The organism is Stenotrophomonas sp. GD03819 (assembly GCF_029841665.1).
In the GTDB taxonomy this organism is placed as follows: domain Bacteria; phylum Pseudomonadota; class Gammaproteobacteria; order Xanthomonadales; family Xanthomonadaceae; genus Stenotrophomonas; species Stenotrophomonas geniculata.
In genome coordinates this window covers 1-26,313 of sequence record NZ_JAOCEW010000051.1, presented here as the reverse complement: position 1 = coordinate 26,313, position 26,313 = coordinate 1, and the positions used below count along the sequence as shown (strand labels likewise).

Below are 26,313 nucleotides of genomic sequence, written 5' to 3'. Positions count from 1 at the left end.
CCATGAAATTCTCTTCTCTTGCTGTATCCCTGGCCGGCGTGCTCGCGCTGGCCGGCTGCTCCACTCTGGTGCCGAAGAACACCGCTGTCGCTCCGGCGATTCCGGCGCAGTGGCCGGCCGAAGCCGCGCAGGGCCAGGTGGCCGATGTCGCCGCCGTCGGCTGGCGCGACTTCTTCACCGATCCACGCCTGCAGCAGGTGATCGAGCAGTCGCTGCAGAACAACCGCGACCTGCGCGTGGCCGTGCTCAATGTAGAGCGCGCGCGCGGCCAGTACCGCGTACAACGCGCCGACCGCGTGCCCGGCGTGGCTGTCACCGGCCAGATGGAGCGCCGAGGCACCGACGCCGGCGTCACCGAGCAGTTCACCGCCGGTGTCGGCGTGGCCGAGTTCGAGCTGGATCTGTTCGGCCGCGTGCGCAATCTCAGTGAAGCGGCGTTGCAGCAGTACTTCGCCGTGGCCGCCAACCGCCGCAACGCGCAGCTGAGCCTGGTGGCCGAGACCGCGACTGCGTGGCTGACCTATGGTGCCGATGCACAGCAGCTGAAGATCGCCGAGGCCACGCTGAAGACCTACGAGGATTCGCTGCGCCTGGCCGAGGCCCGCCACGAACGTGGTGGCAGTTCGGCGCTGGAGCTGACCCAGACCCGTACCCTGGTCGAGACCGCACGTACGGATGCTGCACGCCTGCGTGGCCAGCTGGCCCAGGACCGCAATGCGCTGGCGCTGCTGGCCGGTGGCCAGCTGGATCCGGCACTGCTGCCGGACAGCATCGAACCGCAGCTGCTTGCACTGGCCCCGCCGCCGGCCGGCCTGCCCAGCGACGTGCTGCTGCAGCGCCCGGACATCATGGCCGCCGAACACCAGCTGCTGGCCGCAAACGCCAACATCGGTGCGGCACGCGCGGCGTTCTTCCCGAGCATCTCGCTGACCGGCAGCATCGGCAGTGGTTCGAACGAACTGTCCAACCTGTTCGACAGTGGCACCCGTGTATGGAGTTTCCTGCCGAAGATCACCCTGCCGATCTTCCAGGGCGGCAAGCTGCGCGCCAACCTGGCCATCGCCAACGCAGATCGTGATATCGCTCTGGCGCAGTACGAGAAGTCGATCCAGGTGGGCTTCCGCGAAACCGCCGATGCGCTGGCATTGAATGTCAGCCTGGACGAGCAGGTGAGTTCACAGCAGCGCCTGGTGGACGCGGCCGAACAGGCCAACCGCCTGTCGCAGGCCCGCTACGACGCGGGGCTGGACAGCTTCGTCACCCTGCTTGATGCGCGGCGTACCGCCTACAACGCGCAGCAGACCCAGCTGCAGGCCCAGTTGGCGCAACAGGCCAACCGCATCACCCTGTACAAGGTGCTGGGTGGCGGCTGGCACGAGCGCAGCTGAGCAGCAATTCGATACCGGTAGCGCCGGGCCACGCCCGGCGGCCTTTCGTTCCTGCATGCCTGACGTCTGGGCGGACCGCACTTCGTGCTCGCCGGGCATGGCCAGGCGCTACCGCATGGGCCAACGGCACCATGCAAACGGATATTCATCGAGATGCAGGGTCAATCCTGCTCGGATGGGGTTGCCCAGGATGTACAACGCATGGCGCCTCAAGGCTTCCTCGCTGCGTACCGCGTGATCGAAATAGCTCGGCTGCCACAAAGGCGTCTGTATGCCGAACTGCTGCCCCAGCAACCGGCTGCTGCGGGATTTCACCGTTCCCATCATGCGCGCCAGTGATCCGTCGCGCAGCTGCATCAGCCAATGCAGATGGTCAGGCATGACGACCCAAGCAAAGGACCGACTGAGGCCCATGCGTTCAACATACCTCAATGCATCCACAAGACACGTTGCACAACGTGGATCTTCAAAGACCGGGCGCCGGTGGCGTACGACCGTGGTGAGGACGTAGTAGCCCCCGATATGGGAGTGGCGGCCACGTTCCAGATGACGGCTGGACATGGCGCCAGTCTGCACTGATGGGATGTCCGCCGTTATCAGCCGAGGGCGATGGCCCGTGTGGGATTCTTCCGGGTATCGCGCTCGCCGGGCATGGCCCGGCGCTACCGTCAGATCGCTTCATCATCGCGCGGGGCCGCGCGGCAGGCGCGCACGCGCAGCAGCGCGTCACCGGCCTCGCGGGCCATGCGCTCGTATTCGGCGCGGATCTCTTCCAGCCGCGCTTCGTCCAGTTCTTCCAGATCCAACAGTTCGTTGTTGGCTTCGGCTGTCGCCCGGATCAGCTCGTCCAGCTTGATCTGCATCGCGGCGGTATCCGCGTTCTGCGTGTGCTGGATCAGGAACACCATCAGGAAGGTGATGATGGTGGTGCCGGTGTTGATCACCAGCTGCCAGGTGTCGTTGAAACCGAACACCGGGCCACTGATGCCCCAGATCACCACGATCGCTACTGCGGCCAGGAAGGTCCACGGCGAGCCGGTGGCGGCCGCGGCCTTCTTGGCGATCGTATTGAACAGGTTGCGTGCTTTCATCGTCGTCGTCCCACTCAGGTGACGAGGATGATCGGCAGTGGCCCGTGCAGGCGCCGTGCAGCGGCAGTCAGGCGCGCATGCGCTGCAGGCGCGGTGCCTGCAGGCTGCGCACCGGACTGCTCTGGTAGACGTGCTGCCAGCAACGGTCGACGAACTCGCGGGCCTGTGCTTCGCTCAGTCGCGGCATGATCTGCAGGGCGTACTGGGTCTGGAACATCTCGTCACGTTCGGCCTCGCTGGCGCGCGGCTGGGTGATCAGCGAATCGCAGGCAAACTTGATCCACGGCACGTACGAGCCGAACGAGTTGTGCGGCAGTGCGCCTTCGGCATGTTGGCGGCGCCAGTGATCCAGCTCGGCGTCAACGTTGATGACCGGAGGAATGGTGGGGACTTCAGCGTGCATGACAATCCAGTTCGGTTGAGTGGAAAGGGAGTGGGGGTTCATCGGAGTGTGGCGTATGTGGCGGTGCATGCCGCGTCAGCGCGATGTGGAGCTGGCGTTGGCATGTCCGATCAACTGCGCACGCTCGACGGCACCGAGATCTTCGGCGATGTCGGCCATCGCATTGCACAGGCGCTCATGGTCGAGCGGGTGGCCGCGCACCAGCTCCAGCTGCAGGCCCTGGTAGGCAGTCCAGAACAGTGCGCCACGCTGGTGCAGTGCGTACTGCTGCTGCAGGCGCTTGCGGATGGCTTCGAGGATCGGGTCAGGCGTAGGTCGTACGGCGTGCGCGCACATGGCTGGCTCCGCCGGGGAAAGAAGTCCCGGTAACCCCACCCTAGGCGCGGCAGCCGGGCGGGGTGTTATCGCTGCGTGTGCACGTTGCGCAGCTGACTGTGCACGGGTTCACGGCAATGGCCGCAAACGCTGCCGGCACTAGGGCGTGCCGGCACTGAAGCGTTCATTAAACGGGTTCAACAGGACACTGCGTGGTGATCATTCACCGATGTCTTCGTTCCAGATCTCCGGGTGCTGCGCAATGAAGCCGCCCAGCAGGTCCACGCATTCCTGGCTGTCCAGGTCGATCACGTTGACGCCATTCTCCCGCAACCAGTCGATGCCGCCCTGGAAGGTGCGCGATTCGCCCACCACCACGGTGCCGATGTTGAACTGGCGCACCAGGCCCGAGCAGTACCAGCACGGTGCCAGGGTGGTGACCATGATCGTGTCCTGGTAGCGGCGCTGGCGGCCGGCCTTGCGGAACGCATCGGTTTCGCCGTGCACCGACGGGTCGCCTTCCTGCACGCGGCGGTTATGGCCGCAGCCGAGCAGGCGGCCGTCGTTGTGGTACAGCGCCGCGCCGATCGGCACGCCGCCTTCGGCCAGGCCCTGGCGGGCTTCGGCGATGGCGGTCTGCAGCAGGGCCTGGTAGTCGGGCGTGGTGATCATGCGGGGCTCCGGTAAGTCGTGGCCCGCCATGATACGGGCAGGGGGTGCCGCTGGCCCCCGGCGGTGCGATAATCGGGGCCATGAGCGAATCCCCCTACAAAGCCGGTACCACCCATTTCGGGTTCCGCGACGTCGCCGCCAAGGACAAGCAGAAGCTGGTCGGCCAGGTGTTCACCTCGGTCGCGCGCAACTACGACCTGATGAACGACCTGATGAGCCTGGGCGTGCACCGGGCGTGGAAGCGCTACTACGTGGCGACCGCGCAGGTGAAGCCGGGCGACCGCGTGCTCGACCTGGCGGGCGGCACCGGCGACATCGCCGCCCTGCTGAAGGAGCGCGTCGGCGCCGAGGGCTCGGTGGTGCTGGGCGACATCAACGCCGGCATGCTGTCGGTCGGCCGCGACCGCCTGACCAACCGCGGCCTGGTGCTCGGCCTGGACTACGTGCAGTGCAACGCCGAAGCCCTGCCGTTCCCGGACAACAGCTTCGACCTGGTCACCATCGCCTTCGGCCTGCGCAACGTCACCGACAAGGACGCCGGCCTGCGCGAGATGTACCGCGTGCTAAAGGTGGGCGGCCAGGCCCGCGTGCTGGAGTTCTCCGAAGTCACCGCGGACTGGTTCAAGCCGATCTACGACTTCCACTCGTTCAAGATCCTGCCCAAGCTGGGCAAGTTGTTCGCCAATGATTCGGACAGCTACCAGTACCTGGCCGAGAGCATCCGCAAGCACCCGCCGCAGGATGAACTGAAGGCGATGATGGGGCAGGCCGGTTTCGAGCGCTGCCACTACAAGAACCTGACCGGCGGCATCGTTTCGATCCACTCCGGCTACAAGCTGTAAGCCTTGCCCTGGTGGGTGCCAACCCTGGTTGGCACTCGGCCGCTGCGGTCATCCGCTCTGGTAGGTGCCGACCTTGGTCGGCACGGGTCTGCCACATGCGATGAAAGATCCGTGCCAACCAAGGTTGGCACCTACCCGGGGCGCAGCCGCAGGATCGGCCTTGGCCGCATTACCCCGCACCGCGCAACGCCTGCCGGGCCGGAGGGAGGTACCATTGGGGTTTGATCCCCGTAACGGTCCCGATTCATGCGTAATCCGCTGATGCTCCTTCCGCTGGCCGTGGCCCTGGCCGCCGGCTGCTCCCAGGAGGCGGCCGCGCCCGCCGCCGCCCCGACTGCCACAAAGGCCCCTGCCGCCCCCGTGAACGCCGAGAACCGCAGCCACGACGAAAGCTCGTACGCCGAGCCGGACAAGGTCGCCATCAAGGACATCGCACTGGATCTGAAGCTGGACTTCGACCAGAAGCAGATCGGCGGCACCGCCACCTACACCCTGGAATGGAAGCAGAAGGACGCCAAGCAGCTGGTGCTCGACACCCGCGAGCTGACCGTGTCCAAGGTTGAGGCCGTTGCCGCCGATGGCGCGCGCAGCCCGCTGAAGTTCGAGCTGGCCGCCGCTGACAAGGTGTTCGGCAGCAAGCTGACCATCGAGGCTCCGGAACAGCCGGCCAAGGTGGAAGTGACCTATCACACCGCGCCGACCGCCTCGGGCCTGCAGTGGCTGGCACCGTCGATGACCGAGGGCAAGAAGCTGCCCTTCATGTTCAGCCAGTCGCAGGCGATCCACGCCCGTTCCTGGGTGCCGCTGCAGGACACCCCGAGCGTTCGCTTCACCTACAGCGCGCACGTGGTCTCGCGCCCGGACGTGATGGTGCTGATGAGCGCCGACAACGATCCGAAGGCCGCGCGTGACGGTGACTACACCTTCAAGATGCCGCAGCCGATTCCGTCCTACCTGCTGGCCATCGCCGCCGGCGACCTGGTGTTCGAGCCGATCTCCGGCCGCTCCGGCGTCTGGGCCGAGCCGACCATGGTCAACAAGGCCGCCAAGGAATTCGAAGACACCGAGAAGATGATCGGTGCCGCCGAGAAGCTGTACGGCGAATACCGCTGGGGCCGCTACGACATGCTGGTGCTGCCGCCGTCGTTCCCGTTCGGCGGCATGGAAAACCCGCGCCTGACCTTCGCCACCCCGACCGTGATCGTCGGCGACAAGTCGTTGGTCTCGCTGGTCGCCCACGAACTGGCGCACAGCTGGTCGGGCAACCTGGTGACCAACGCCAGCTGGAAGGACATCTGGCTCAATGAAGGCTTCACCACCTACGTCCAGGGCCGCATCACCGAAGCCCTGTACGGCAAGGAAATGGCCGAGATGGAGAAGCAGATCGACCAGACCGACCTGCTGGCCGAAGTGAAGGACATGAGCCCGGCTGACCAGGCACTGGCGCTGCCGCCGCTGAACGAGCGTGATCCTGACGAAGCGCTCAGCCAGGTGGCCTACGTCAAGGGTGCGTGGTTCCTGGAATTCCTGGAGCAGCGCTTCGGCCGCGAGACCTTCGATCCGTTCCTGCGCGGCTGGTTCGATGACCACGCCTTCCAGAGCGCGGACACCGACCAGTTCGTCGAGTACATGAAGAAGAACCTGCTGCCGAAGAATCCCTCGGCCGTGACCGAGGCCGAACTGAAGGCGTGGCTGGACGAGCCGGGCATTCCGGCGTTCGCTGCCAAGGCGCAGTCGCGCAACTTCAGCAGCGTCGATACCGCGCGCATCGCCTTCGCCAGCGCCGGCACCGTGCCGAGCAGCCAGGTCATCGCCGACTGGAGCACGCAGGAATGGGTGCGCTTCATCGACGGCCTGGGTGCGACCCAGCCGCTGGACAAGCTGGCCACGCTGGACAAGGCCTTCCACTTCACTGGCACCCCGAATGGCGAGATCGCCATGCGCTGGTACCCGCTGGCGATCCGCAGCGGCTACGAGCAGGCCAATGAAGGCGCGGCGGCATTCATCGAGCGCGTCGGCCGTCGCAAGCTAATCCTGCCGATCTACGCCGAACTGGTGAAGACCCCGAAGGGGCTGGAGCTGGCCAAGCAGGCCTTCGAAAAGGCCAAGCCGGGCTACCACCCGATCACCACCGCCTCGGTCCAGGACATGCTGGCCAAGGCTGAAGCCAAGTAAGCGGTAGTGCCGGCCGCTGGCCGGCAACCGGTCACTGCTTCACCACCAACGGCGGGGAAACCCGCCGTTGGTGTATCCGCTTTTCGCTGCCGATAGAATCGGGATGCACCCGCAAAGGACCTCCGCCATGAAACGACTGATCCTGCTCACCGCCTGCACCCTGGCGCTGGCCGCCTGCAGCAACCCCGAGGAAGAACGCAAGGCGCAGGAAGCCGCCGCAGCCGCCGTGCAGGCGCAGAAGGAGGCCAAGGCCGAAGACGTGGCCAAGCAGTACGACATGGCCGTGGCCGCGCAGGACTGGGAGCGCGCGCGCCTGCATGGTGCCTCGCTGCTGGACCAGTACAAGGACACCGCGGCCGCCGAGCGCATCGCCGCAGGCTTCGACGAGGTCAAGGCCAAGGGCGATGCCGCGCGCGACCTGCGCCGCATGCAGGCGCTGTGGCAGTACAACCAGATCCCGGTGGGCAACAAGGGCAACCAGGTTTCGGCGCAGATCTACAGCAAGGAACGGGTGGACGTGGATGGAAGCGGCGCCAAGCCGGTGCAGCTGGTGTTCCGCGATCATCCGGATTGGAAGCGGCATGCGTATCTGGTGCTGCAGGCCGGCGATTTCCGTTGCCCGCAGTGCACGGTGAAAGTAACCGTGGACGACGGCAAGCCGATTTCCATGGCGGCGTGGCGTCCGAAGACCGATGAAGCCATTGCCCTGTTCATCACCGACCAGAAGGCGCTGTGGAAGCTGGCGCGCAAGGGCAAGTCGATCAGCATCGAGTTCCCGGTCAAGGCCGGTGGCACCCGCACCGCTGTGTTCGAAACCGGTGGCGTCGACGCCAGCCGCATGCCGCAGTGGTGGCAGTGATGGTTGCGGCGGGCAGCGCAGTGCACGCGTTGTCCGCGATCCGGCACTGGGTGTTCGACATGGATGGCACGCTGACCGTCGCCGTGCATGATTTTGCCGCGATCCGCCGCGCGCTGGAGATCGCGGCCGAGGAAGACATCCTTGACCATATTGCGGCGTTGCCGGACGCACCGGCGCAGGCCAAGCGCGAGTGGCTGCTGGATCATGAGCGCGCGCTGGCCGAGGACGCACTGCCGGCACCGGGTGCGCTGAAGCTGCTGCGCGCGTTGTCGGCGGCAGGCTGCCGGCTCGGCATCCTGACCCGCAATGATCATGCGCTGGCGAAGCTGACGTTGGACGCGATCGGGGTCGGGGCGTTGTTCGACGATGCCGACATCATCGGCCGCGATGAAGCGGTGCCCAAACCCTCACCGGATGGCCTGCAGCAGCATCTGCGGCGTTGGGGGATCGGGGCTGCGGAGGCGGTGATGGTCGGTGACCACGCCTACGACCTGGAGTGCGGCCGTGCGGCCGGCGCTCATACCGTGCTGGTCAACCTGCCGGAAAACCCATGGCCGGGCCGTGCCGACTGGCATTTCGCTGATTGCCGCGCCTTGCTGGCTGCCTGGCAGGGCGCTTGCTGATGTAGAGCCGAGCCCACGCTCGGCTGCTCTCCTCCGGTCGGATCGCGCTGGCGCGCGCAAGCCGAGCATGGCTCGGCTCTACAGAGAGCAGGCCACGTGTCGGTCGGAGGTTCCGGTAGTGCCGGCCGCTGGCCGGCAGTGTCGACCAAGGTCGACACCCACCGATCAGATGTGCGGGCAGTTCGGTTACGCGCTCAGCGCGTAACCGAATTGCTGCTTGAACTGCTCGTTGAACTCATCGAAGGTGAAGCGCTGGTTCTGCGTGCCCGGGTGCTCGACCTTCAGCGCGCCCATCAGGTTGCCCATGCGGCCGATGGTCAGCCAGTCGTAGCCCTTCTGGATGCCGTAGATCAGGCCGGCGCGGAAGGCGTCGCCACAGCCGGTCGGGTCGACCACGCGGCGCTCATGCGCCGGCGGAATGTCGTAGCTCTTTTCCGGGGTGTGGATGACCGCGCCCTTCGGGCCGCGGGTGGTGATGTAGGCCTTGACCCGGCTGACGATCTCTTTCTCGTCCCAGCCAGTGCGTTCCTGCAGCAGGTTCGACTCGTAGTCGTTGACCACCACGTAGTCGGCCTGCTCGATGAACTCGCGCAGTTCCGGGCCGTTGAACAGCGGCATGGCCTGGCCCGGGTCGAAGATGAACGGGATGCCGTCTTCGTGGAATTCCTGCGCGTTCTGGATCATGCCTTCGCGGCCGTCCGGGCCGACCAGGCCCAGGGTCACGCCCGGTACGCCACGCACGTGGTTTTCGTAGGAACGCATCATCGCGCCCGGGTGGAAGGCGGTGATCTGGTTGTTGTCGTGATCGGTGGTGATGAACGCCTGCGGGGTGAACAGCTCATCGATCACGCGCACGCGCGACAGGTCGATGCCCAGGCCTTCGAAGTACTCACGGTACGGGCCAAAGTCCGAACCCACGGTGCCCATCGGGATCGGCTGGCCGCCCAGCAGGTGCAGGTTGTAGGCGATGTTGCCGGCGCAGCCGCCGAACTCGCGGCGCATGCGCGGGACCAGGAAGGACACGTTCAGGATGTGCACCTTGTCCGGCAGGATGTGATTCTTGAACTGGTCCGGGAACACCATGATGGTGTCGAAGGCAAGAGAACCACAGATCAGAGCGGACATCGATGTAAGCCTATGCGGTGAATTTTGGGGTGGGCCGGCCCGGTTCGGCGGGCAAGCAAACGGCGCCCTTGGGCGCCCGACGGCGCAAAGGTTACCCGCTGGTGCCGCTCAGGGCCAGAACCGGGTGAGACCCGATCAGGCCGAAAGCCTGTGAAGACGCGGGTTCAGCTAGTTTTTTCCTTGCTCGGCGGCAGGCGGGTTGCTAGGCTTGTCGGCCTCGATTTCTGCCCATTTTTTCGCCATCCCGCGGCGGGCACGACACCCCTCAGGACTCCTTCCTCAGATGTTCAAGAAACTCCGTGGCATGTTCTCCAACGACCTGTCCATCGACCTGGGCACGGCCAACACCCTCATCTACGTGCGCGGGCAGGGGATCGTGCTGAACGAGCCATCGGTCGTGGCCGTGCGTCAGGACCGTGCCATCGGTGGCACCCGCTCGGTGGCAGCCGTAGGCGCCGAAGCCAAGCAGATGCTGGGCCGTACCCCGGGCCACATCACCACCATCCGCCCGATGAAGGACGGCGTCATCGCCGACTTCACCTATACCGAGGCGATGCTCAAGCACTTCATCAAGAAGGTGCACAAATCGCGCGTGCTGCGCCCGAGCCCGCGCGTGCTGGTCTGCGTGCCGGCCGGCTCGACCCAGGTCGAGCGCCGCGCGATCAAGGAATCGGCCGAGGAAGCCGGTGCCCGTGACGTGTTCCTGATCGAAGAACCGATGGCGGCCGCGATCGGCGCCGGCATGCCGGTCACTGAAGCGCGTGGCTCGATGGTCATCGACATCGGCGGCGGCACCACCGAAGTGGCGGTGATCTCGCTCAACGGCATCGTCTACTCGGCGTCGGTCCGCATCGGTGGCGACCGCTTCGACGAGTCGATCACCAACTACGTGCGCCGCAACCACGGCATGCTGATCGGTGAAGCCACCGCTGAGCGCATCAAGGTCGAGCTGGGCTGTGCCTACCCGCAGGCGGAAGTGATCGAGATGGAAATCTCCGGCCGCAACCTCGCCGAGGGCGTGCCGAAGATGATCAAGATCAGCTCCAACGAGGTGCTTGAAGCCCTGCACGAGCCGCTGTCGGGCATCGTCAGCGCGGTCAAGCTGGCGCTGGAACAGACCCCGCCGGAACTGTGTGCCGACGTTGCCGAGCGCGGCATCGTGCTGACCGGTGGCGGCGCCCTGCTGCGTGACCTGGACCGCCTGATTTCCGAGGAAACCGGCCTGCACGTGCAGGTGGCGGACGATCCGCTGACCTGCGTGGCCCGCGGCGGTGGCCGTGCGCTGGAGCTGGTCGACATGCACGGCAACGAGTTCTTTGCGCCGGAATAAGCCGTCCCGGCTGCCTGCGCCCGCAGCGCCCCTCCGGGGTGCGGCCCACCACGAGGGTGGGCCGGCACCGGCGGGGCGCCCGCGTGTTCCCCTTCCGCCTTCTGCCAATTGAATCGTTGCCGTGCCGCCCTACGCCGGACCTCCCGTTGCTTCCCGATCCGGTGATGCCGCCAGCCCGCTGCGTCTGCTGGCTTATCTGGCACTGGCCATCACTCTGATCGTGCTTGACGACCAGGCCGGCTGGCTCGCGCACCTGCGCGGGCAGGCCAACAGCCTGGTGCAGCCGGTATGGGCACTGGCTGGCCTGCCGGGCAAGCTCGGCAACCAGGTCAAGGACTCGGCGGCCAGCCATGGCCAGCTGGTCAACGAGAACCGTGAACTGCGCAACCAGCTGTTGCTGGCCAACGCGCGCCTGACCCGCCTGCAGACCGCCGCGCTGGACAACGCCCAGCTGCGCGAACTGCTGAACGTGGCCGAGCGCAGTGGCCTGGACGTGCAGCTGGCGCCGATCCTGGATATCGACCTTGACCCGGTGAAGCAGCGCCTGGTGCTCGACGCCGGCAGCCGCGAAGGCGTGCACGTCGGCCAGGCGGTGATCGATGCCGGCGGCCTGATGGGCCAGGTGATCAGCGTCACCGGCGGTACCTCCACCGTGCTGCTGCTGACCGACCCCGACCATGCCGTGCCGGTGACCGTGGCCCGCAACGGCGTGCGACTGATCGTCTACGGCCGCGGCGACACGCTGGAATTGCGCGACATCCCGCTCAGCGCCGGCGTGGAAGTGGGCGATGAGATCGTTACCTCCGGCCTCGGCGGTCGTTTCCCGGCCGGCTTCCCGGTCGGCACCATCACCGGCCTGCGCCCGGACGACACCCATGCCTTCCTGGTGGGCGAACTGAAGCCGGCCGCGCAGCTGGACCGCGGCCGCGACGTGCTTCTGCTGCGCCCCGGCGCGGCGATCCGTATTCCGCCGAACCTGCGCCTGCAGATGGAGCAGGGCGCTCCCGGTGGTCCGGCCGATGCCACAGCGCTGCCGACCGGCACCGCGCCTGCAGCGACGCAGCCCAGCCCGGGAGTGCCGGCCGCTGGCCGGCAACAGCCCTCGTCGCAAACGAGGACTGTTGCCCCCGCATCCTCCCTTGACCCCGCGCCTTCGGCGCGCCCCCCTCAACAAGAGGGGGGCTCTCCCCCAGCTGGATCCACGGGAGTGCCGGCCGCTGGCCGGCAACCGACCACGCCGGAGGCCCAGCGATGAGCCGCCTGCGCGACAATCCGTGGGTGCTGCCGGCCAGCCTGGTGGTGGCGTTGCTGCTGGGCCTGCTGCCGTTGCCGGCGCTGCTGCAGCCACTGCGCCCGTACTGGCTGGCGCTGGTGCTGGCGTATTGGGTGATCGAGACACCCGAGCGGGTCGGCCTGGGCATCGCTTTCGCCAGCGGCGTCATCGCGGACCTGCTGTACGGCGGCGTGCTCGGCGAACAGGCGCTGCGGCTGGTGATGCTGGCCTTCATCCTGCAGCGTTTCCGCGCCCGCATCCGTTTCTTCCCGATGTCGCAGCAGATGCTGGCCATCGGCGGCCTGCTGTTCAACGATCGCATCGTCAGCGCCCTGGTGCACATCCTGGTGGGTGAACCCACCCTGCCGTGGTCGTACTGGTGGGCGCCGCTGCTGGGCTTGGGCCTGTGGCCGCTGGTGTTCGTGCTGCTGGATGCGGTGCGCTTCGGCAAGCGCGGGCGCTGAGCCATGATCCCGCGCCGCCAGGTCAAGAATCCGCACGCCGAAGCCGAACAGTTCCGCCGCCGCGCGGCGCTGGGTTTCCTGGGCGTGCTGGTCTGCCTGCTGGGACTGGGCGGCTGGTACTTCAAGCTGCAGGTGCTGGACCACGACGTCTACGCCACGCGCTCGGAAGCCAACCGCATCAAGCCGCGGCCGGTAGTGCCCGGGCGCGGCATGATCTACGACCGCAACGGTCGCCTGCTGGCCGAGAACGTGCCGGCGTTCCGCCTGGACGTGACCCCGGACAAGGTCAAGGACATGGACGCCACCCTGGAAGGGCTGGCGAAGATCATCAGCATCAGCCCGGAAGAGCTGGAAGCGTTCAACAAGTCGCGCAAGGCGCGCCGCAAGTTCCTGCCGGTCACGCTGAAGCTGCGCATGAGCGACGAGGAGATGGCGCGCTTCGCCGTCGACCGCTGGCGCTTCCCCGGCGTCGAGCTGGAGCCCTACCTGACCCGGCGCTACCCGTATGGCGACCTGTTCGCGCACATCATCGGCTACGTCGGTCGTGTCGACGACAAGGATCTGGAGATCCTCGGCGAAGGCAATGCCGCGCTGACCCACATCGGCAAGTCCGGCCTGGAGCGCTATTACGAGCAGCAGCTGCGCGGCAAGGTCGGCTACGAGCAGGTCGAGACCAACGTGCAGGGCCGTGCCATCCGCACCATCGGCCGCGTTGCCGCGCAGTCCGGCGCCGACCTGCGGCTGTCGATCGACGCCGACCTGCAGCGCGCCATGGTGGCCGCGTTCGGCGACCAGGAAGGCTCGGCCGTGGCGATGGACCCGCGTACCGGCGAAGTGCTGGCGATGGTCAGCCTGCCGTCGTACGACCCCAACCTGTTCGTCAACGGTATCTCGCATGCCGATTTCAAGGCGCTGAACGACAACCCGTCGCGGCCGCAGTTCAACCGCCTAGTGCTCGGTGGCGTCGCGCCCGGTTCCACGCTCAAGCCGCTGATCGGCCTGGCCGGCCTGGATTCGGGGGTACGCCGCCCGGAAGACAAGGTGTTGTCCACCGGCATGTTCTATCTGCCCGGCACCTCGCGTGGCTGGGGTGACTCGCACCGCGGTGGCCACGGCTGGACCGACCTGCGCAAATCCATCGCGCAGTCGGTCAACACCTATTACTACAAGCTGGCGCTGGACCTGGGCATCGAGCGCTTCGACCACTACATGGAGTACTACGGCTTCGGCCAGCCGACCGGTATCGACCTGACCGGCGAGATCGGCGGCATCCTGCCGTCGCCGGCCTACAAGCGGAAGAGCCGCAAGGAGGCCTGGTATCCGGGCGATACAGTCAACATCAGCATCGGCCAGGGTGACTGGAAGGTCACCCCGCTGCAGCTGGCGCGGGGTGTCAGTGGGCTGGCCAACGGGCAGCTGCGCACGCCCCATCTGGTGATCCAGCAGCGTGCGGGGTTCGACCATGACTGGATGGCGACCGACCCGGGCGAAAGCAAACCGGTCAGCCCGAACCCGAACAATCTGCAGGCGGTGCGCGAAGGCATGATGGCCACCATGCTGCCTGGCGGCAGCGCGGCCCGCATGGCCGCCGGCGCGCCGTATACGATGGCCGGCAAGACCGGTACCGCGCAGGTCGTCAGCCGCAAGGGCACGGCCGCGGTGAATCCGAAGAGCCTGCCGATGCACCTGCGCCACCGCGCGCTGTTCGTCGGTTTCGCGCCGGTCGACCAGCCGGTGATCGCGCTGGCGATCGCGGTGGAGGGCGGCGGCTACGGCGGTGCGGCGGCTGCGCCGATCGCACGCAAGGTGTTCGACGCCTATCTGCTGGGCAAGATGCCTGAAGGCATGCAGCCGCTGGACAGCGAGCGCGGCACCACCGCCATCGGTGCCACCGCGTTCGACAACGAAGATGTGGGCGCGCGCCAGGCCGGTGACCTTGCTGCGGCACAGCTGGGCGAGCACCCGGTGCTGGTCGGCGTGCCCGCGCCGGAACCGGCACCCGCACCGCCGCAGCCGGGGGCGCCGGCTGCGGCCGCGCTGCCGGCCACGCCACGCCCGACCACCGTGGAGCCCGCACGATGAGAGTGTTTCTGCGTTGGGCCGGCGACATGCTGCGTCGCTTCTTCAGCACGCTGGACTGGGTGTTGTGCCTGGCCCTGGGCGCGCTGATGGTGATCGGTCTGGCCACGCTGAAGAGTGCCGGTGGCGACGGCCTGGTGATGGCACAGGGCGCGCGCTTCGCAGTGGGCATGGCCGCGTTGTGGGGCATCTCGCGGGTACCGATCCTGCGGATCCGCTCGGCCACGCCGATGATCTACGCAATCTCGATGATCCCGCTGCTGGCGGTGTTTGTGCTGGGTACCGGCAAATACGGCCGGCAGTGGCTGGACCTGAAATTCTTCTACCTGCAGCCGGCCGAGCTGCTGAAGGTCAGCCTGCCGATGATGGTGGCCTGGTACCTGCACAAGATGCCGTTGCCACCGCGCTTCAACACCGTGCTCGTGGCCCTGGTCATCATCGGCGTACCAACCGGCCTGGTGATGCTGCAGCCGGACTTCGGCACCGGTGTGCTGATCGCCGCCAGCGGCGTGTTCGTGCTGCTGCTGGCAGGCCTGCCGTGGTGGTGGGTCGGCCTGGGTGTGGGCGGCGTGGCCGCGGTTGCGCCGGTGGCCTGGTTCTGGCTGCTGCGGCCGTACCAGAAGGACCGCATCATGATGTTCCTGGACCCGGAGATGGATGCGCTGGGGGCCGGCTGGAACATCATCCAGTCGAAGATCGCGATCGGTTCCGGCGGCTTCGATGGCAAGGGCTGGGGCGAAGGCTCGCAGTCGCACTTGAACTTCATTCCCGAGCAGACCACCGACTTCGCGTTCTCGGTGCTGAGTGAGGAATTCGGCTGGATCGGCGTGGCCACCGTGCTGGCGCTGTACCTTGTGGTGATCGGGCGTTGCCTGTGGATTGCCAGCCAGTCGCGCGATTCGTACTCGCGCCTGCTGGCCGGCGCTACCGGCCTGGCGTTCTTCGTCTATGTACTGGTGAACGGCGGGATGATTTCCGGCCTGCTGCCGGTGGTGGGCGTGCCGATGCCGCTGATCAGCTACGGCGGTACCTCGGCGGTGTCACTGCTGGCCGGCTTCGGGTTGGTGATGGCCGTGCGCAGTCACAACCCGGTGCACGGCGGCTACGGGTAACACCGGCTGCGCAGGACCACCATGACAGCTTCACGCAAGCGCCCGTTGCTACCGTGGCGCGCGTGGAATGGAAACGACTGCTTGGCGGCTGCCGTGAGACGGTGCGCACGATCGACCTGCCGTTGCTGGTCGCGTTGTTGATCCTGATGGGCGCGGGCCTGGCGGTGCTGCACAGCGTGTCCGGGCCAGTGACCGGGCAGGCGGCGCGCTTTGCCGGTGGCCTGGTGGCGATGTGGCTGCTGTCGCGTGTTTCGCTGCTGCGCCTGCGCGCGTGGACACCGGCGTTGTATGCGCTGTCGATGCTGCCGCTGATGGCGGTGTATGTGATCGGCACCGGCAAGTACGGGCAGCGCTGGCTCAACCTGGGCGTCTTCTACCTGCAGCCGTCGGAGCTGCTCAAGCTCAGCCTGCCGTTGATGATGGCCTGGTACCTGCACCGGCAGCCGTTGCCGCCCTCGCCACGCACGGTGCTGACGGCCGCAGTGTTGATCGGCGTTCCTGCCGTGCTGATCCTGATGCAGCCGAACCTCGGCACCGCCACCTTGGTCACTGCCAGCGGGGTGTTCGCGTTGTTGCTGGCCGGCCTGCACTGGGGCTGGGTGGCAACGGGCGCGGCGGGGCTGGCGGTGGCCGCACCGCTGGCGTGGTTCGGGCTGTTGCGGCAGTACCAGAAGGATCGCGTACTGACCTTCCTCGACCCGGCGGCAGATCCGCTCGGCACCGGCTGGAACATCCTGCAGTCACGCATCGCGATCGGTTCCGGTGGCTGGCAGGGGCGTGGCTGGGGGCAGGGCACGCAGGCCACGCTGGATTTCCTGCCCGAGTACACCACCGACTTCGCGTTCTCGGTGCTGGCCGAGGAATTCGGCTTGATCGGTGTGGCGACGCTGTTCGCGCTGTACCTGTTCGTGGTCGGACGCTGCCTGTGGATCGCAGTGCACGCACGCGACACGCATGCACGGTTGCTGGCCGGCAGCCTGGGGTTGGCGTTCTTCGTCTATGTACTGGTCAATGGTGGAATGATTTCCGGCCTGCTGCCGGTGGTGGGCATCCCGATGCCGTTGATCAGCTATGGCGGGACATCGGCGGTCTCGTTGCTGGCCGGCATCGGACTGGTGATGGCGGTGCGTGGGCACCGGCCCGTGCACGGGGGATAGGGTTTCCAGCCAACGGCGCAGCCCCTCGTGGATGACCGCGCAAAGCAGTTCATGGGTGGGGCCGGGTAGATGGGCCGCGCAGGGGACGCTGCAAGTACATCCCTGTAAGCTCGGTCGCCGCATCCATGCGGCTCACGCCCCTGCGCAGCCCATCTACCCGGCCACGGACAGGTTCCGTGCGCGTCTCCCACGGAGAAGAAAAAGAAGATCAAAAGCAAAGGCGGCCTGGCGGGTCGCTTCATTGCCTTGTGTAGAGCCGATCCATGCTCGGCTCACGAGCAAGCGCAGCGTCGCGATCCGCTTTTGATCTTCTTTTTCTTCTCCGTGGGTGGCAGACCTCCGAAATCTGTCAGAGGCCGGTCGGGTTGGGTACGCGGGGGTGTCAGCCGCATGGATGCGGCTGCCAAGCCTTATCTGATGGAAATCTGGCAGCGTAGGTGCCGAGAGCCGGCGTGGGCCGCCGTGTAAGCCTGGATCTCGACGATCGCCTTGGAGCTTGGCGCCCACGCCGGAATCTCCCTTGATCCGCCCGAACAGTTGCTGGAGCTGACACTCGCAGTGATAAGACTGGGCAAGCGGGGGAGCTCTCGACCCTTCCAGACTATACGGAGTCCGGTGATGAACGGGATCGGGATTGATGTCAGCAAGCGCCAACTGGATGTCGGCACGACGGACGGAGAGACCCTGCAGGTCTGCAATAACCGCTCCGGCTTTTCTGAATTGGATGTTTGGCTGAAGAAGCGTCCGGTCAGCCAGATCGTGCTGGAAGCCACCGGCGGCTACGAACGACCGGTGCTGGATTTTCTGCACGCAGTGGGCCATCCGGTGGTCCGCGCCAATGCCCTGCGGGCCCGCAGGCAGGCTCAGGGGATGGGCCAGATGGCCAAGACCGACCGGTTGGATGCCTATGCATTGGCGCAGATGGCGGCCTTGGTGAAACTTCCGGCCTACCAACCGCTGGAGCCTTGGCAGCAGAAAATGCGGGAATTCGTGCGGGCACGTCGACAGGCGATGCACGCGCTGACCATCGCGCGGCAGCAGCTGGAAATGGTCGGTGATCGTGAATTGCGCCGGCTACTGCAGGCCAACATCACCCGCTTGCAGACGCTGGTTGAACGTCTGGGAAAGCAAATTGCCGAGCAGGTTACCCAGCAGCCTCAACTGGCTGTCCTGAAGTCGATGAAGGGCGTTGGCCCTGGCCTGCAGGCGGTATTGGCAAGCTATCTTCCCGAGTTGGGAAAGATCAGCGGCAAGGCCATCGCCAGCCTCGTCGGTGTGGCTCCGATGTCCCACGACAGCGGAACCATGCGAGGGAAACGCAGCATCCATGGCGGCCGAGCCGAGATCCGCCAGGTGCTCTACATGGCCAGCATGTCGGCCATGCGGCATGAACCTCAACTGCGCGATTTCTACCAGTCGCTGCGAGCCCGAGGCAAAGAAGGAAAAGTAGCCATCGTGGCGGTGATGCGGAAGATGCTGGTGATCCTCAACGCCCGGGTGCGCGACGCTGAAAACGGGTTGGTCCCAGCCTAAGGCCAGGCAGGGCGCAAGACCAAAGGCTGCCGGCCAGCGGCCGGCACTACCGTGCCCGTCTCATGGAGGGGCCAAGCTCCTCCATCAACACAGTTGCTCCAGGGACGGATTCACGGCGTCCCCCGCGTACCCAACCCGACCGGCCCACCCGCGGCTTCTCCTTTCCGCGACCACCCAGACACCACCCACGAGGGGCTGCGCCGTTGGCTGGAAACTTCCTGACTCTGCGCAACGCCCGTTGTGGAAGCGTTCTCACAACGATGCACGGCAGCACACCCGCTGACCAAAGTCCGGAAAAAACGTTAGCTGGTTCACACTTTTACAGCGCGTTGATCCTGATCAATGGACTTGTCGTAATCGGCCTGCACAATGGCGGCCCGTTCGGCACGGCGCGCCGTCAATCGTTGCAGCGCGAGGGGGCGTCGGGCGGGAGCAGTACTGATCCAACGGATACAGGGAGCGCGGGGTACTGCCACTGGGGAGCGGCAGCCGCGCGGGTATCGACCGGATCCGGTTGCCGGTTGCGTCTGCGGGGATGGGGACGCAACCGGCCACCTCTATCTGAATGGGGAAGCGCGATCACGACGCCTTCACATTTCCCGCTGAACGCGGGCAAATCGTTGTGATTCATGGTGTTAGGGGTTTTAATTCATCCATGACCTGCTAACCTGCGACGATGATTCGACGCACTCTGGCCTGCATGCTCACCCTCGGCCTGGTCGCCTGCGCGACCCAGCCGAAGTCCCCACCGTCTTCGCCCCAGGCCAGCAGCACGCCGCGCCAACCCGCCGCCAAGGCCCATGGCCCGGCCGAGGCCGCGCCCGAAGCCACCGCTGCCACCGCGCCGCCGGTCGATCTCACCCCGGTGCCGTTCGAGGTCGCACGGGCCCGCTTCATTGCCGATACCGCCAAGCGCTATGGTCTGAAGCCGGAGCAGATCAGCAGCGTGCTCGACCAGGCGCAGGTGCGCCAGCCGATCATCGCCGCGATGTCGCGCCCGGCCGAACGGGTCAAGCCGTGGAACGAATACCGGCCGATGTTCATCAGCAAGGCCCGCATCGATGGCGGCCGCGCGTTCCTGGCCCAGCATCGCGCCGAGCTGGATCGCGTGCAGCAGCGCACCGGTGTGCCCGCTGAAGTGATCGTGGCGATCATCGGCGTGGAAACCAGCTACGGCAAGAATGCCGGCAGCCATCGCGTGCTCGATGCACTGTACACGCTGGCGTTCTATTACCCGCGCAGCGGCGACCCGGCCAAGCTGGAACGCGAAGTACGCCGCGAGCTGTTCTTCCGCGATGAGCTGGCCAAGCTGTTCGAGCTGGGCCGCGAAGAAAACCTGGACATCACCACGCTCAAGGGCAGCTATGCCGGTGCGATGGGCATGGGCCAGTTCATGCCGTCCAGCTATCTGGATTACGCAGTGGACGGCAACGGCGACGGCCGTCGCGACCTGTTCACCAGCTACGACGACGTGTTCTCGTCCATCGCCAACTACTTCGTGAAGAAGGGCGGCTGGGTGCGGGGTGGCCAGGTGGCCGTGCCGGCCACGCTGGCGCCGGGCCGCGAGGAGTTCAATCCGACCGAATGGATGCCGACCTGGTCGATGGCCGACCTGGCGCAGCGCGGCTACCAGCCGAGCGCGCCGGTACAGCCGGGCGCCACCGCCACCCCGATCACGCTTGAAGGCAGCACCGGCAAGCAGTACTGGCTGGGCTTCCAGAACTACTACGCGATCACCCGCTACAACCTCTCGAAGATGTACGCGATGGCCGTGTTCCAGTTGTCCCAGGCCATTGCCGGACAGGAGCTGCCCCCGGCATGAACATCAGATGGCTGGTCCCAGGCTTGATCGTCCTCGCGCTGGCTGCCTGCAGCAGCGCGCCGAAGAAGCCGGCCACGGCCGGCCATGGTGGCAAGTCCGGCGGCACCCTGGTGCAGGGGCGTGGCTCGCGCCCGGCACACTGCCCGGAAGGCTCGCCCTACGCGGCGGCCAAGGAAGACCTGAGCACCCGCGGCAACTACACCGCCGGTGGCCTGTACAAGCCGGGCGTGCGCGACAGCACGCCGGATTACATTCCCAACGTGGCCTGCATTCCCGAGCCGGAAGTGACCGCCGAGGAGCGCTCGGCGATCGGCAACAAGTCGCCGTACGTGGTGCTGGGCAAGTCGTACAAGGTGCTCGACGATACCCATGACTATGTCGAGCGCGGCACCGCGTCGTACTACGGTGCCAAGTTCCATGGCCGCCTGACCTCCAACCGCGAGGTCTACGACATGTACCAGTTCACCGCCGCGCACAAGACGCTGCCGCTGCCCAGCTTCGCCCGCGTGACCAACCTCGACAACGGCGAGTCGGTGATCGTGCGCGTCAACGATCGTGGCCCGTTCCACGATGGGCGCGTGGTCGATCTCAGTTATGCCGCCGCGGTGCGCCTGGGCATCACCCAGCGCGGCACCGGAAATGTCGAGGTGCGCGCGCTGCAGCCGGGCGAGGGCAACCTGCTGGCGCAAAAGCCCTCGCGCCGCGAACGTCGTGCTGCCGAAGCGGCCGCAACCACCGCCGTGGCCAGCGCGCGCCCGACGCCGGCTGCACGCGCCACAGCCGACAGCGACATCGATCGCCTGGTCAAGCGCCTGCCGGGCGACAGCATGCCTGCGCGTGGCCAGCCGGCCACCACCCAGGGCGTGGCCAGCACCGTGCCGGATGTGGCGGTCAGCAGCCTGCCGCCGAGCGCGCCGCCGGTGCGCAGCACGGTGCCCGCTCCGGCTGTCGTGGCCAGCACGACTCCGCGCGCGGTGGCACCGGCACCGGTGCGCAGTGCATCGACCACGCCGGCCGCACCCAGCCTGTCGCAGCAGGTGGTGGGCGCGGTGATGGTGCAGGTCGCCAGCTTCTCCAGCCGCGACAATGCCAACCGCGCGATGGGCCAGCTCAACGCCGCCGGCATCGTCGGCGCGACCATCAGTGACATCGCTGCCGGTGGCCGCACCCTGTTCCGCCTGCGCGTTCCCGCCAGCGACCATGCCAGTGCTGCGGAACTTGCCGGCCGCATCGCCGGTCTGGGCCTGGGTTCGCCGCAGATCGTCAAGGATTGATCCGCCCGGGCCGGTGCTGCCGGCCCATGCTCCCCCGGCCTTACAATGGCCGTTACGTTCCACCCTCCATTCCCGGCCGTCCCCTGGAGCCTGCTGTCCAATGAATTTCCGTTCCGCCGCCACCGCCCTGGCCGCCACCCTGGTGGTGGGCCTGGCTTCCGCCCAGACGCCGCTGCCGACCCCGGCCACGCCGACGCCTGCCGCCGCTGCCGCCCCGGCCACTGTTGCCACTCCGCCGGCGCCCGCGCCCAGCGTGTCCAAGGCCTGGGTGCTGATGGATTACGCCACCGGCCAGGTGCTGGCCGGTGAAAACATCCACGAACAGCTGGCTCCGGCCAGCATCACCAAGGTGATGACGTCCTACGTGATCGCCGCCGAGGTGAAGAACGGCAAGGTCCGTGCGGATGACCAGGTGATGATGAGCGAGCGCGCCTGGCGCGAAGGTGGCGCCGGTACCGATGGCAGCTACAGCGGCTTCCCGGTCAACCAGACCGCGCGCCTGGAAGACATGGAGAAAGGCATGGCGATCCAGTCCGGCAACGACGCCGCGATCGCCCTGGCCGAACACGTGGCTGGCAGCGAGGAAGCCTTTGCTTCGCTGATGAACAGCTATGCCGCCAAGATCGGCATGAAGAATTCGCACTTCGTGAACGCCCATGGCCTGACCGCTCCGGGCCACCATAGCAGCGCCTACGATCTGGCACTGCTGGGCCGCGCGATGGTGCGCGATTACCCGGAAACCTACGCGTACAACAAGATCAAGGAATTCCAGGTCGGCAACATCAAGCAGCCGAACCGCAACCTGCTGCTGTGGCGCGATGGCAGCGTGGACGGCATCAAGACCGGTCACACCTCGGAAGCCGGTTACTGCCTGATGAGCTCGGCCCAGCGTGGTGACCAGCGTCTGGTGGCCGTGGTGCTGGGCGGCCAGTCGGAAAAGCAGCGTGCCGATGACAGCCTGGCGCTGTTGAACTGGGGCTTCCGCTTCTTCGAGACCCACCGCCTGTACGAACCGGGCAAGGCCGTAGCCGAGCACAAGGTCTGGAAGGGCACCACCGACAAGGTGCAGCTGGGCGTGGCGCAGCCGATGCTGGTGAGCGTGCCGCGCGGCCGCTACAACGACCTGAAGCCGAGCATCGATGTGCCCAAGACCCTGGAAGCACCGTTCACCGCCGGCCAGCAGATCGGCACCGTGAAGGTGATGCTGGATGGCAAGCTGGTGGCTGAAGCGCCGCTGGTGGCGGTGGCTGCTGTTGAACAGGCCGGCTTCTTCAAGCGCCTGTGGGACAGCTTCTGGATGTGGTGGGAATCGGAATGATCCACGCCCCGGCGTGGTGAAGGAAAAGGCCGGCGAATGCCGGCCTTTTCGTTCTGTAGAGTCGGGCCATGCTCGACTGTCGTTGCCATCAACCGGCGTGCCGACCAACGGTCGGCACCTACCTACAGCGACCGGCTGATGGTGAAGCTGCCGAACACCGGTGCTTCGCGCTGGCCGTTGAACTCGCGCGTGCTGTGGTAACGCGCCGCAGCGAACTTCCAGCGTCCGTACATCACGGCCACGCCGTAGCCGCCGTAAGCCACCACATGGCGCTTGTCCACGCTGTGACTGTTGCGGAACGTGTTGCCGTCCAGCGTGATGTCGCGGATCACCCAGGCAGCGTCCGAGGTCGCGAACAGGTGCCAGGACCAGCCATTGGGACGGCCACCGCGGGTCGGCGCCGTGTTCTCGCCGGCCGGGCGCAACGGCGTGCTGCCGAAGTCGTCCGGCAGCTTCCAGCCGAAGCGCACTTCACCGCCGAGGTTGGCCTTGGTTTCCAGGTTGCCGATCGATCCACCGTAGTGGCTGATGGCGTCCCAACCCCAGCCGTCGGCATTGACGCTGGCATCGCCCGGCCAGCGACGCATGCGCTCGTGGGTCAGCATGAACAGCGGCTCGTTGTGCAACTGGTTGTCCCAGCCCTTGAATTTCTCGTCGCCCAGCACGTCGTGCACGGCGTTCTGCACCTGCTTGCCCTGTGCCCACGGGCCGACCACGCCCAGCGTCAGCTGGGTGGTCTGCAGGCGGTCGCCGCTGCGCGCATTGAAACCGAAGTTTGCGATCAGTACGCCGGCGTAAGGGCGGTCGTCCTCGATCAGGTCCCTGCGGCTGAAATCGGTCGGGGTGAAGATACCCTGGCCGATGCTGAAGATCATGTTCTGCTGTTCGAACTTGCCCGGGTGCAGCCCTTCCAGGTACTGGTTCACCCAGCGCGCCATGCGCGGCAGGCAGGGGTCGTCGGTGTAATCGACCAGATTGGGCGAGACCAGGGTCAACAGTGCACCGTTGGTGTAGCCCTGGTCCTGGTGGCGGCCGCCGAACAGGTCATTGTCGACGCGGAAATTGACCTGCGGCGGGTGGTCGCGCATTGCGTCCGGACCACATTGTTCGGCCGCCTGGGCGGCAAGGGGGAGGGCAGCGGCCAGCAGGCCTGACAGCCCGAGGGCTGCAAGGCGGCGTTGGGAAGGGGGGCTCATGTGAGAAGTTGTTTCTGTCTGTCGTTATATGCTGCGACACGGTACTCGCGCGAACGTGATGGAACGAGCGCGTTCGGATCACTTGTCTGTTCCGAAAACGACATTGTCTCGTGAAGACAATCCTGCCCTGTCCTGCGGTGCGCCACGGGGCCGGGGGCAATGCTGAACGGCCGTTCAGCTGCAACGCAGCGACTCACCGGTGCACTGTTTGACGTTGATGAATACTCTTGGGTTTGTTGCCCTGCGGCCCGATAATGGGGGCATGGAAATCAAGTCCGACAACCCCGACCACGGCTTCCAGTTCCCCGGCCAGTTCGAGCTCAGTGCCATGGGCCCGGCCAACCGCGGCCTGGAACATGAGCTCCCCCGCCTGCTGCTGGCTGCCGGCATCGATGTCGTCAATGAACGCATCAGCTGGAAGCATTCCTCCAACGGCAAGTACGTGTCCGTCCGCATCGTGTTCAAGGCCGAGAGCCGCGAACAGTACGACCTGGCGCACCAGGCGCTGCGCGACCACCCGGAAGTGAAGTGGACGCTGTAGCCGACAGCTGCCCGGCCGAAGCCGCCCCGGAAGACCGCGCGCCGCGTCCGGCGCTGGTCCGCGACCTCGGCCGCCAGGCGTACGAGCCGGTGTGGCGCGCCATGCAGCGCTTCACCGACCAGCGCAGCGAGGCCGACGCCGATGAGCTGTGGGTGGTCGAGCACGACCCGGTATTCACCTTGGGCCAGGCCGGCAAGGACGAGCACGTGCTGGCGCCGGGCGAGATCCCGGTGCTGCACGTGGACCGCGGTGGCCAGGTGACCTATCACGGCCCCGGCCAGCTGGTGGTCTATCCGCTGCTGCGCCTGCCACGGCTGGGCATCGGTGTGCGCGACTACGTATGCCGCATCGAGCAGGCCATCATCGATACCCTGGCCGAGTGGAACATCGGTGCCGAACGCCGCGAGGGCGCCCCGGGCGTCTACGTCGGTGGCGCCAAGATCGCCGCGCTCGGCATCCGCGTGCGCCGCGGCTGTACCTTCCATGGCCTGGCCTTCAACGTGGCCATGGACCTGGAACCTTTCCACCGTATCAACCCCTGTGGCTATCAGGGGTTGCAGGTGACCTCGGTAGTAGACTTGGGCGGGCCCTCCGGGATGGAGGCCGTCAAGCCGGTGCTGCTGGACCACCTGGCCCGCCAGTTCGGCCTGCTGTTGCAGCCCACGCCCGAACTGCCTGATCTTTCTGCGGCCGCCTGACCGCCCCCGGAACTGCCATGACTGAAACCACCGCCCGTTCCATTCCCCTGCAGATCGTGCAGGGCGACTCTCCGTCCGCCGCGCCGTTGCAGGCCGGGGTCAAGCAGCTGGGCGGTGACAAGATCAACCGCTCGCCGGTGCAGTTCGCCGACGCGCCGGTGCTGCGCAAGCCGTCCTGGATCCGCGTGCGCATTCCTTCGGGCAATGCCGTGCAGAACCTGAAGGCCAAGCTGCGCGAGAACCGCCTGGTGACGGTGTGCGAGGAAGCCAGCTGCCCGAACATCCACGAGTGCTTCGGCCACGGCACCGCCACCTTCATGATCCTTGGTGAAGTCTGCACGCGCCGCTGCTCGTTCTGCGACGTGGCCCACGGCCGCCCGAAGCCGCCGGATGCCAACGAGCCGGCCAGCCTCGGCCAGACCGTGGCCGACATGGGCCTGAAGTACGTGGTGGTGACCAGCGTCGACCGTGATGACCTGCGTGACGGCGGTGCCCAGCACTTCGTCGACTGCATCACCGCCATCCGCGAAAAGTCGCCGGGTACCCGCATCGAAGTGCTGACCCCGGACTTCCGCGGCAAGGGCCGCATGGAACGTGCGCTGGAGATCCTGGCGCAGAACCCGCCGGATGTGTTCAACCACAACATCGAGACCGTACCTGACCTGTACCGCAACGTGCGCCCGGGTGCGGACTACCAGTGGTCGCTGAACCTGCTGAAGAACTTCAAGGCGCAGCACCCGGACGTGCCGACCAAGAGCGGCATCATGCTGGGCCTGGGCGAAGACTTCGAACAGATCAAGGCCACCATGCGTGACCTGCGCGCGCACGACGTGGACATGATCACCATCGGCCAGTACCTGCAGCCGACCGCGCACCACCACCCCGTGCTGAAGTACTGGACGCCCGAGGACTACAAGGCGCTAGAAGTCTACGGCTACGAGCTGGGCTTCAGCCACGTGGCCTCCGGCCCGATGGTGCGCTCGTCGTACCACGCCGACGTCCAGGCCAAGGGCGCAGGGGTTT

General features: G+C 66.5%; 25 protein-coding genes. 18 read left to right on the top strand and 7 right to left on the bottom strand.

The features are described 5' to 3' along the window. Positions 1 to 2 precede the first annotated feature (2 nt). Positions 3 to 1,388 (top strand): multidrug efflux RND transporter outer membrane subunit SmeF, encoded by a 1,386-nt coding sequence (smeF, locus tag N5D45_RS21005; RefSeq protein ID WP_049452838.1) that lies wholly within the window; start codon positions 3 to 5, stop codon positions 1,386 to 1,388. A gap of 108 nt (positions 1,389 to 1,496) precedes the next feature. Here the strand turns inward: smeF and N5D45_RS21000 are convergent, their stop codons facing one another. The 5 genes from N5D45_RS21000 to N5D45_RS20980 form a co-directional block, all read right to left on the bottom strand. Continuing rightward, complete coding sequence (locus N5D45_RS21000) at positions 1,497 to 1,949, bottom strand: transposase (RefSeq protein WP_029379752.1); 453 nt, start codon at positions 1,947 to 1,949, stop codon at positions 1,497 to 1,499. Between the two features lie 107 nt (positions 1,950 to 2,056). Next, positions 2,057 to 2,479 (bottom strand): low affinity iron permease family protein, encoded by a 423-nt coding sequence (locus tag N5D45_RS20995; RefSeq protein ID WP_010481401.1) that lies wholly within the window; start codon positions 2,477 to 2,479, stop codon positions 2,057 to 2,059. A 67-nt stretch (positions 2,480 to 2,546) separates the two neighbouring features. Then, positions 2,547 to 2,882 carry a hypothetical protein gene (locus N5D45_RS20990; protein WP_005411085.1) on the bottom strand — a complete coding sequence of 112 codons (336 nt, stop codon included), beginning with the start codon at positions 2,880 to 2,882 and terminating at the stop codon, positions 2,547 to 2,549. A 75-nt stretch (positions 2,883 to 2,957) separates the two neighbouring features. After that, on the bottom strand, positions 2,958 to 3,218 hold the full coding sequence (locus N5D45_RS20985; protein ID WP_057504329.1) for a hypothetical protein: 261 nt from the start codon (positions 3,216 to 3,218) through the stop codon (positions 2,958 to 2,960). A 198-nt stretch (positions 3,219 to 3,416) separates the two neighbouring features. Further along, positions 3,417 to 3,869, bottom strand: coding sequence for a nucleoside deaminase (locus tag N5D45_RS20980; RefSeq protein ID WP_005411083.1), 453 nt, complete (start codon positions 3,867 to 3,869; stop codon positions 3,417 to 3,419). A gap of 80 nt (positions 3,870 to 3,949) precedes the next feature. Here N5D45_RS20980 and ubiE point away from each other — a divergent pair, with 80 nt between their 5' ends. The 4 genes from ubiE to N5D45_RS20960 all read left to right on the top strand — a co-directional run bounded on the left by ubiE (position 3,950) and on the right by N5D45_RS20960 (position 8,368). After that, the gene (gene ubiE, locus N5D45_RS20975) at positions 3,950 to 4,711 is read left to right on the top strand and encodes a bifunctional demethylmenaquinone methyltransferase/2-methoxy-6-polyprenyl-1,4-benzoquinol methylase UbiE (protein ID WP_005411082.1); all 762 of its coding nucleotides are present in this window, start codon (positions 3,950 to 3,952) and stop codon (positions 4,709 to 4,711) included. Positions 4,712 to 4,957: 246 nt separating this feature from the next. After that, positions 4,958 to 6,886, top strand: coding sequence for a M1 family metallopeptidase (locus N5D45_RS20970; RefSeq protein WP_279939559.1), 1,929 nt, complete (start codon positions 4,958 to 4,960; stop codon positions 6,884 to 6,886). 127 nt (positions 6,887 to 7,013) lie between these two features. Beyond that, complete coding sequence (locus tag N5D45_RS20965) at positions 7,014 to 7,745, top strand: hypothetical protein (RefSeq protein WP_279939558.1); 732 nt, start codon at positions 7,014 to 7,016, stop codon at positions 7,743 to 7,745. Then, a complete protein-coding gene (locus N5D45_RS20960; protein ID WP_010481411.1) occupies positions 7,745 to 8,368 on the top strand; it encodes an HAD family hydrolase in 624 nt (207 codons plus the stop codon). Before N5D45_RS20965 ends, N5D45_RS20960 begins: the two co-directional genes overlap by 1 nt. A gap of 186 nt (positions 8,369 to 8,554) precedes the next feature. Here N5D45_RS20960 and N5D45_RS20955 read toward each other — a convergent pair whose 3' ends face one another. Next, on the bottom strand, positions 8,555 to 9,493 hold the full coding sequence (locus tag N5D45_RS20955; protein WP_010481412.1) for a carbohydrate kinase family protein: 939 nt from the start codon (positions 9,491 to 9,493) through the stop codon (positions 8,555 to 8,557). Positions 9,494 to 9,776: 283 nt separating this feature from the next. Here N5D45_RS20955 and N5D45_RS20950 point away from each other — a divergent pair, with 283 nt between their 5' ends. The 10 genes from N5D45_RS20950 (at position 9,777) to N5D45_RS20905 (ending at position 22,855) form a co-directional block, all read left to right on the top strand. Beyond that, complete coding sequence (locus N5D45_RS20950) at positions 9,777 to 10,823, top strand: rod shape-determining protein (RefSeq protein WP_005419402.1); 1,047 nt, start codon at positions 9,777 to 9,779, stop codon at positions 10,821 to 10,823. Between the two features lie 121 nt (positions 10,824 to 10,944). After that, positions 10,945 to 12,078 (top strand): rod shape-determining protein MreC, encoded by a 1,134-nt coding sequence (mreC, locus tag N5D45_RS20945; RefSeq protein ID WP_279939556.1) that lies wholly within the window; start codon positions 10,945 to 10,947, stop codon positions 12,076 to 12,078. Then, positions 12,075 to 12,560 carry a rod shape-determining protein MreD gene (mreD, locus tag N5D45_RS20940; RefSeq protein WP_279939554.1) on the top strand — a complete coding sequence of 162 codons (486 nt, stop codon included), beginning with the start codon at positions 12,075 to 12,077 and terminating at the stop codon, positions 12,558 to 12,560. Before mreC ends, mreD begins: the two co-directional genes overlap by 4 nt. Positions 12,561 to 12,563: 3 nt before the next feature. Then, the gene (gene mrdA, locus N5D45_RS20935; protein WP_010481416.1) at positions 12,564 to 14,642 is read left to right on the top strand and encodes a penicillin-binding protein 2; all 2,079 of its coding nucleotides are present in this window, start codon (positions 12,564 to 12,566) and stop codon (positions 14,640 to 14,642) included. Further along, positions 14,639 to 15,751: a rod shape-determining protein RodA gene (gene rodA, locus N5D45_RS20930; protein WP_010481418.1), complete on the top strand. Its 1,113-nt coding sequence runs from the start codon at positions 14,639 to 14,641 to the stop codon at positions 15,749 to 15,751. The genes mrdA and rodA (N5D45_RS20930) overlap by 4 nt, the downstream gene beginning before the upstream one ends. A gap of 62 nt (positions 15,752 to 15,813) precedes the next feature. Beyond that, the gene (gene rodA, locus N5D45_RS20925) at positions 15,814 to 16,908 is read left to right on the top strand and encodes a rod shape-determining protein RodA (protein WP_197656875.1); all 1,095 of its coding nucleotides are present in this window, start codon (positions 15,814 to 15,816) and stop codon (positions 16,906 to 16,908) included. Between the two features lie 618 nt (positions 16,909 to 17,526). After that, positions 17,527 to 18,441, top strand: a complete 915-nt coding sequence (locus N5D45_RS20920; RefSeq protein ID WP_197656876.1) for an IS110 family transposase — start codon at positions 17,527 to 17,529, stop codon at positions 18,439 to 18,441. 676 nt (positions 18,442 to 19,117) lie between these two features. Beyond that, positions 19,118 to 20,263: a lytic murein transglycosylase B gene (mltB, locus tag N5D45_RS20915; RefSeq protein WP_049480366.1), complete on the top strand. Its 1,146-nt coding sequence runs from the start codon at positions 19,118 to 19,120 to the stop codon at positions 20,261 to 20,263. Next, a complete protein-coding gene (locus N5D45_RS20910; RefSeq protein ID WP_197618184.1) occupies positions 20,260 to 21,537 on the top strand; it encodes a septal ring lytic transglycosylase RlpA family protein in 1,278 nt (425 codons plus the stop codon). Before mltB ends, N5D45_RS20910 begins: the two co-directional genes overlap by 4 nt. A 100-nt stretch (positions 21,538 to 21,637) precedes the next feature. After that, the gene (locus tag N5D45_RS20905) at positions 21,638 to 22,855 is read left to right on the top strand and encodes a D-alanyl-D-alanine carboxypeptidase family protein (RefSeq protein ID WP_010480982.1); all 1,218 of its coding nucleotides are present in this window, start codon (positions 21,638 to 21,640) and stop codon (positions 22,853 to 22,855) included. Positions 22,856 to 22,977: 122 nt separating this feature from the next. Here N5D45_RS20905 and N5D45_RS20900 read toward each other — a convergent pair whose 3' ends face one another. Next, complete coding sequence (locus N5D45_RS20900; RefSeq protein WP_029379720.1) at positions 22,978 to 24,051, bottom strand: lipid A deacylase LpxR family protein; 1,074 nt, start codon at positions 24,049 to 24,051, stop codon at positions 22,978 to 22,980. Between the two features lie 262 nt (positions 24,052 to 24,313). Here N5D45_RS20900 and N5D45_RS20895 point away from each other — a divergent pair, with 262 nt between their 5' ends. From N5D45_RS20895 to lipA, 3 genes are all read left to right on the top strand, one after another. Next, the gene (locus tag N5D45_RS20895; protein ID WP_005411067.1) at positions 24,314 to 24,592 is read left to right on the top strand and encodes a YbeD family protein; all 279 of its coding nucleotides are present in this window, start codon (positions 24,314 to 24,316) and stop codon (positions 24,590 to 24,592) included. Then, a complete protein-coding gene (gene lipB, locus N5D45_RS20890) occupies positions 24,580 to 25,290 on the top strand; it encodes a lipoyl(octanoyl) transferase LipB (RefSeq protein ID WP_032130311.1) in 711 nt (236 codons plus the stop codon). The genes N5D45_RS20895 and lipB overlap by 13 nt, the downstream gene beginning before the upstream one ends. A 17-nt stretch (positions 25,291 to 25,307) precedes the next feature. Then, positions 25,308 to 26,313, top strand: a 1,006-nt coding sequence (gene lipA / locus N5D45_RS20885) for a lipoyl synthase (protein WP_279939553.1), incomplete at its 3' end; no start/stop codon positions are given.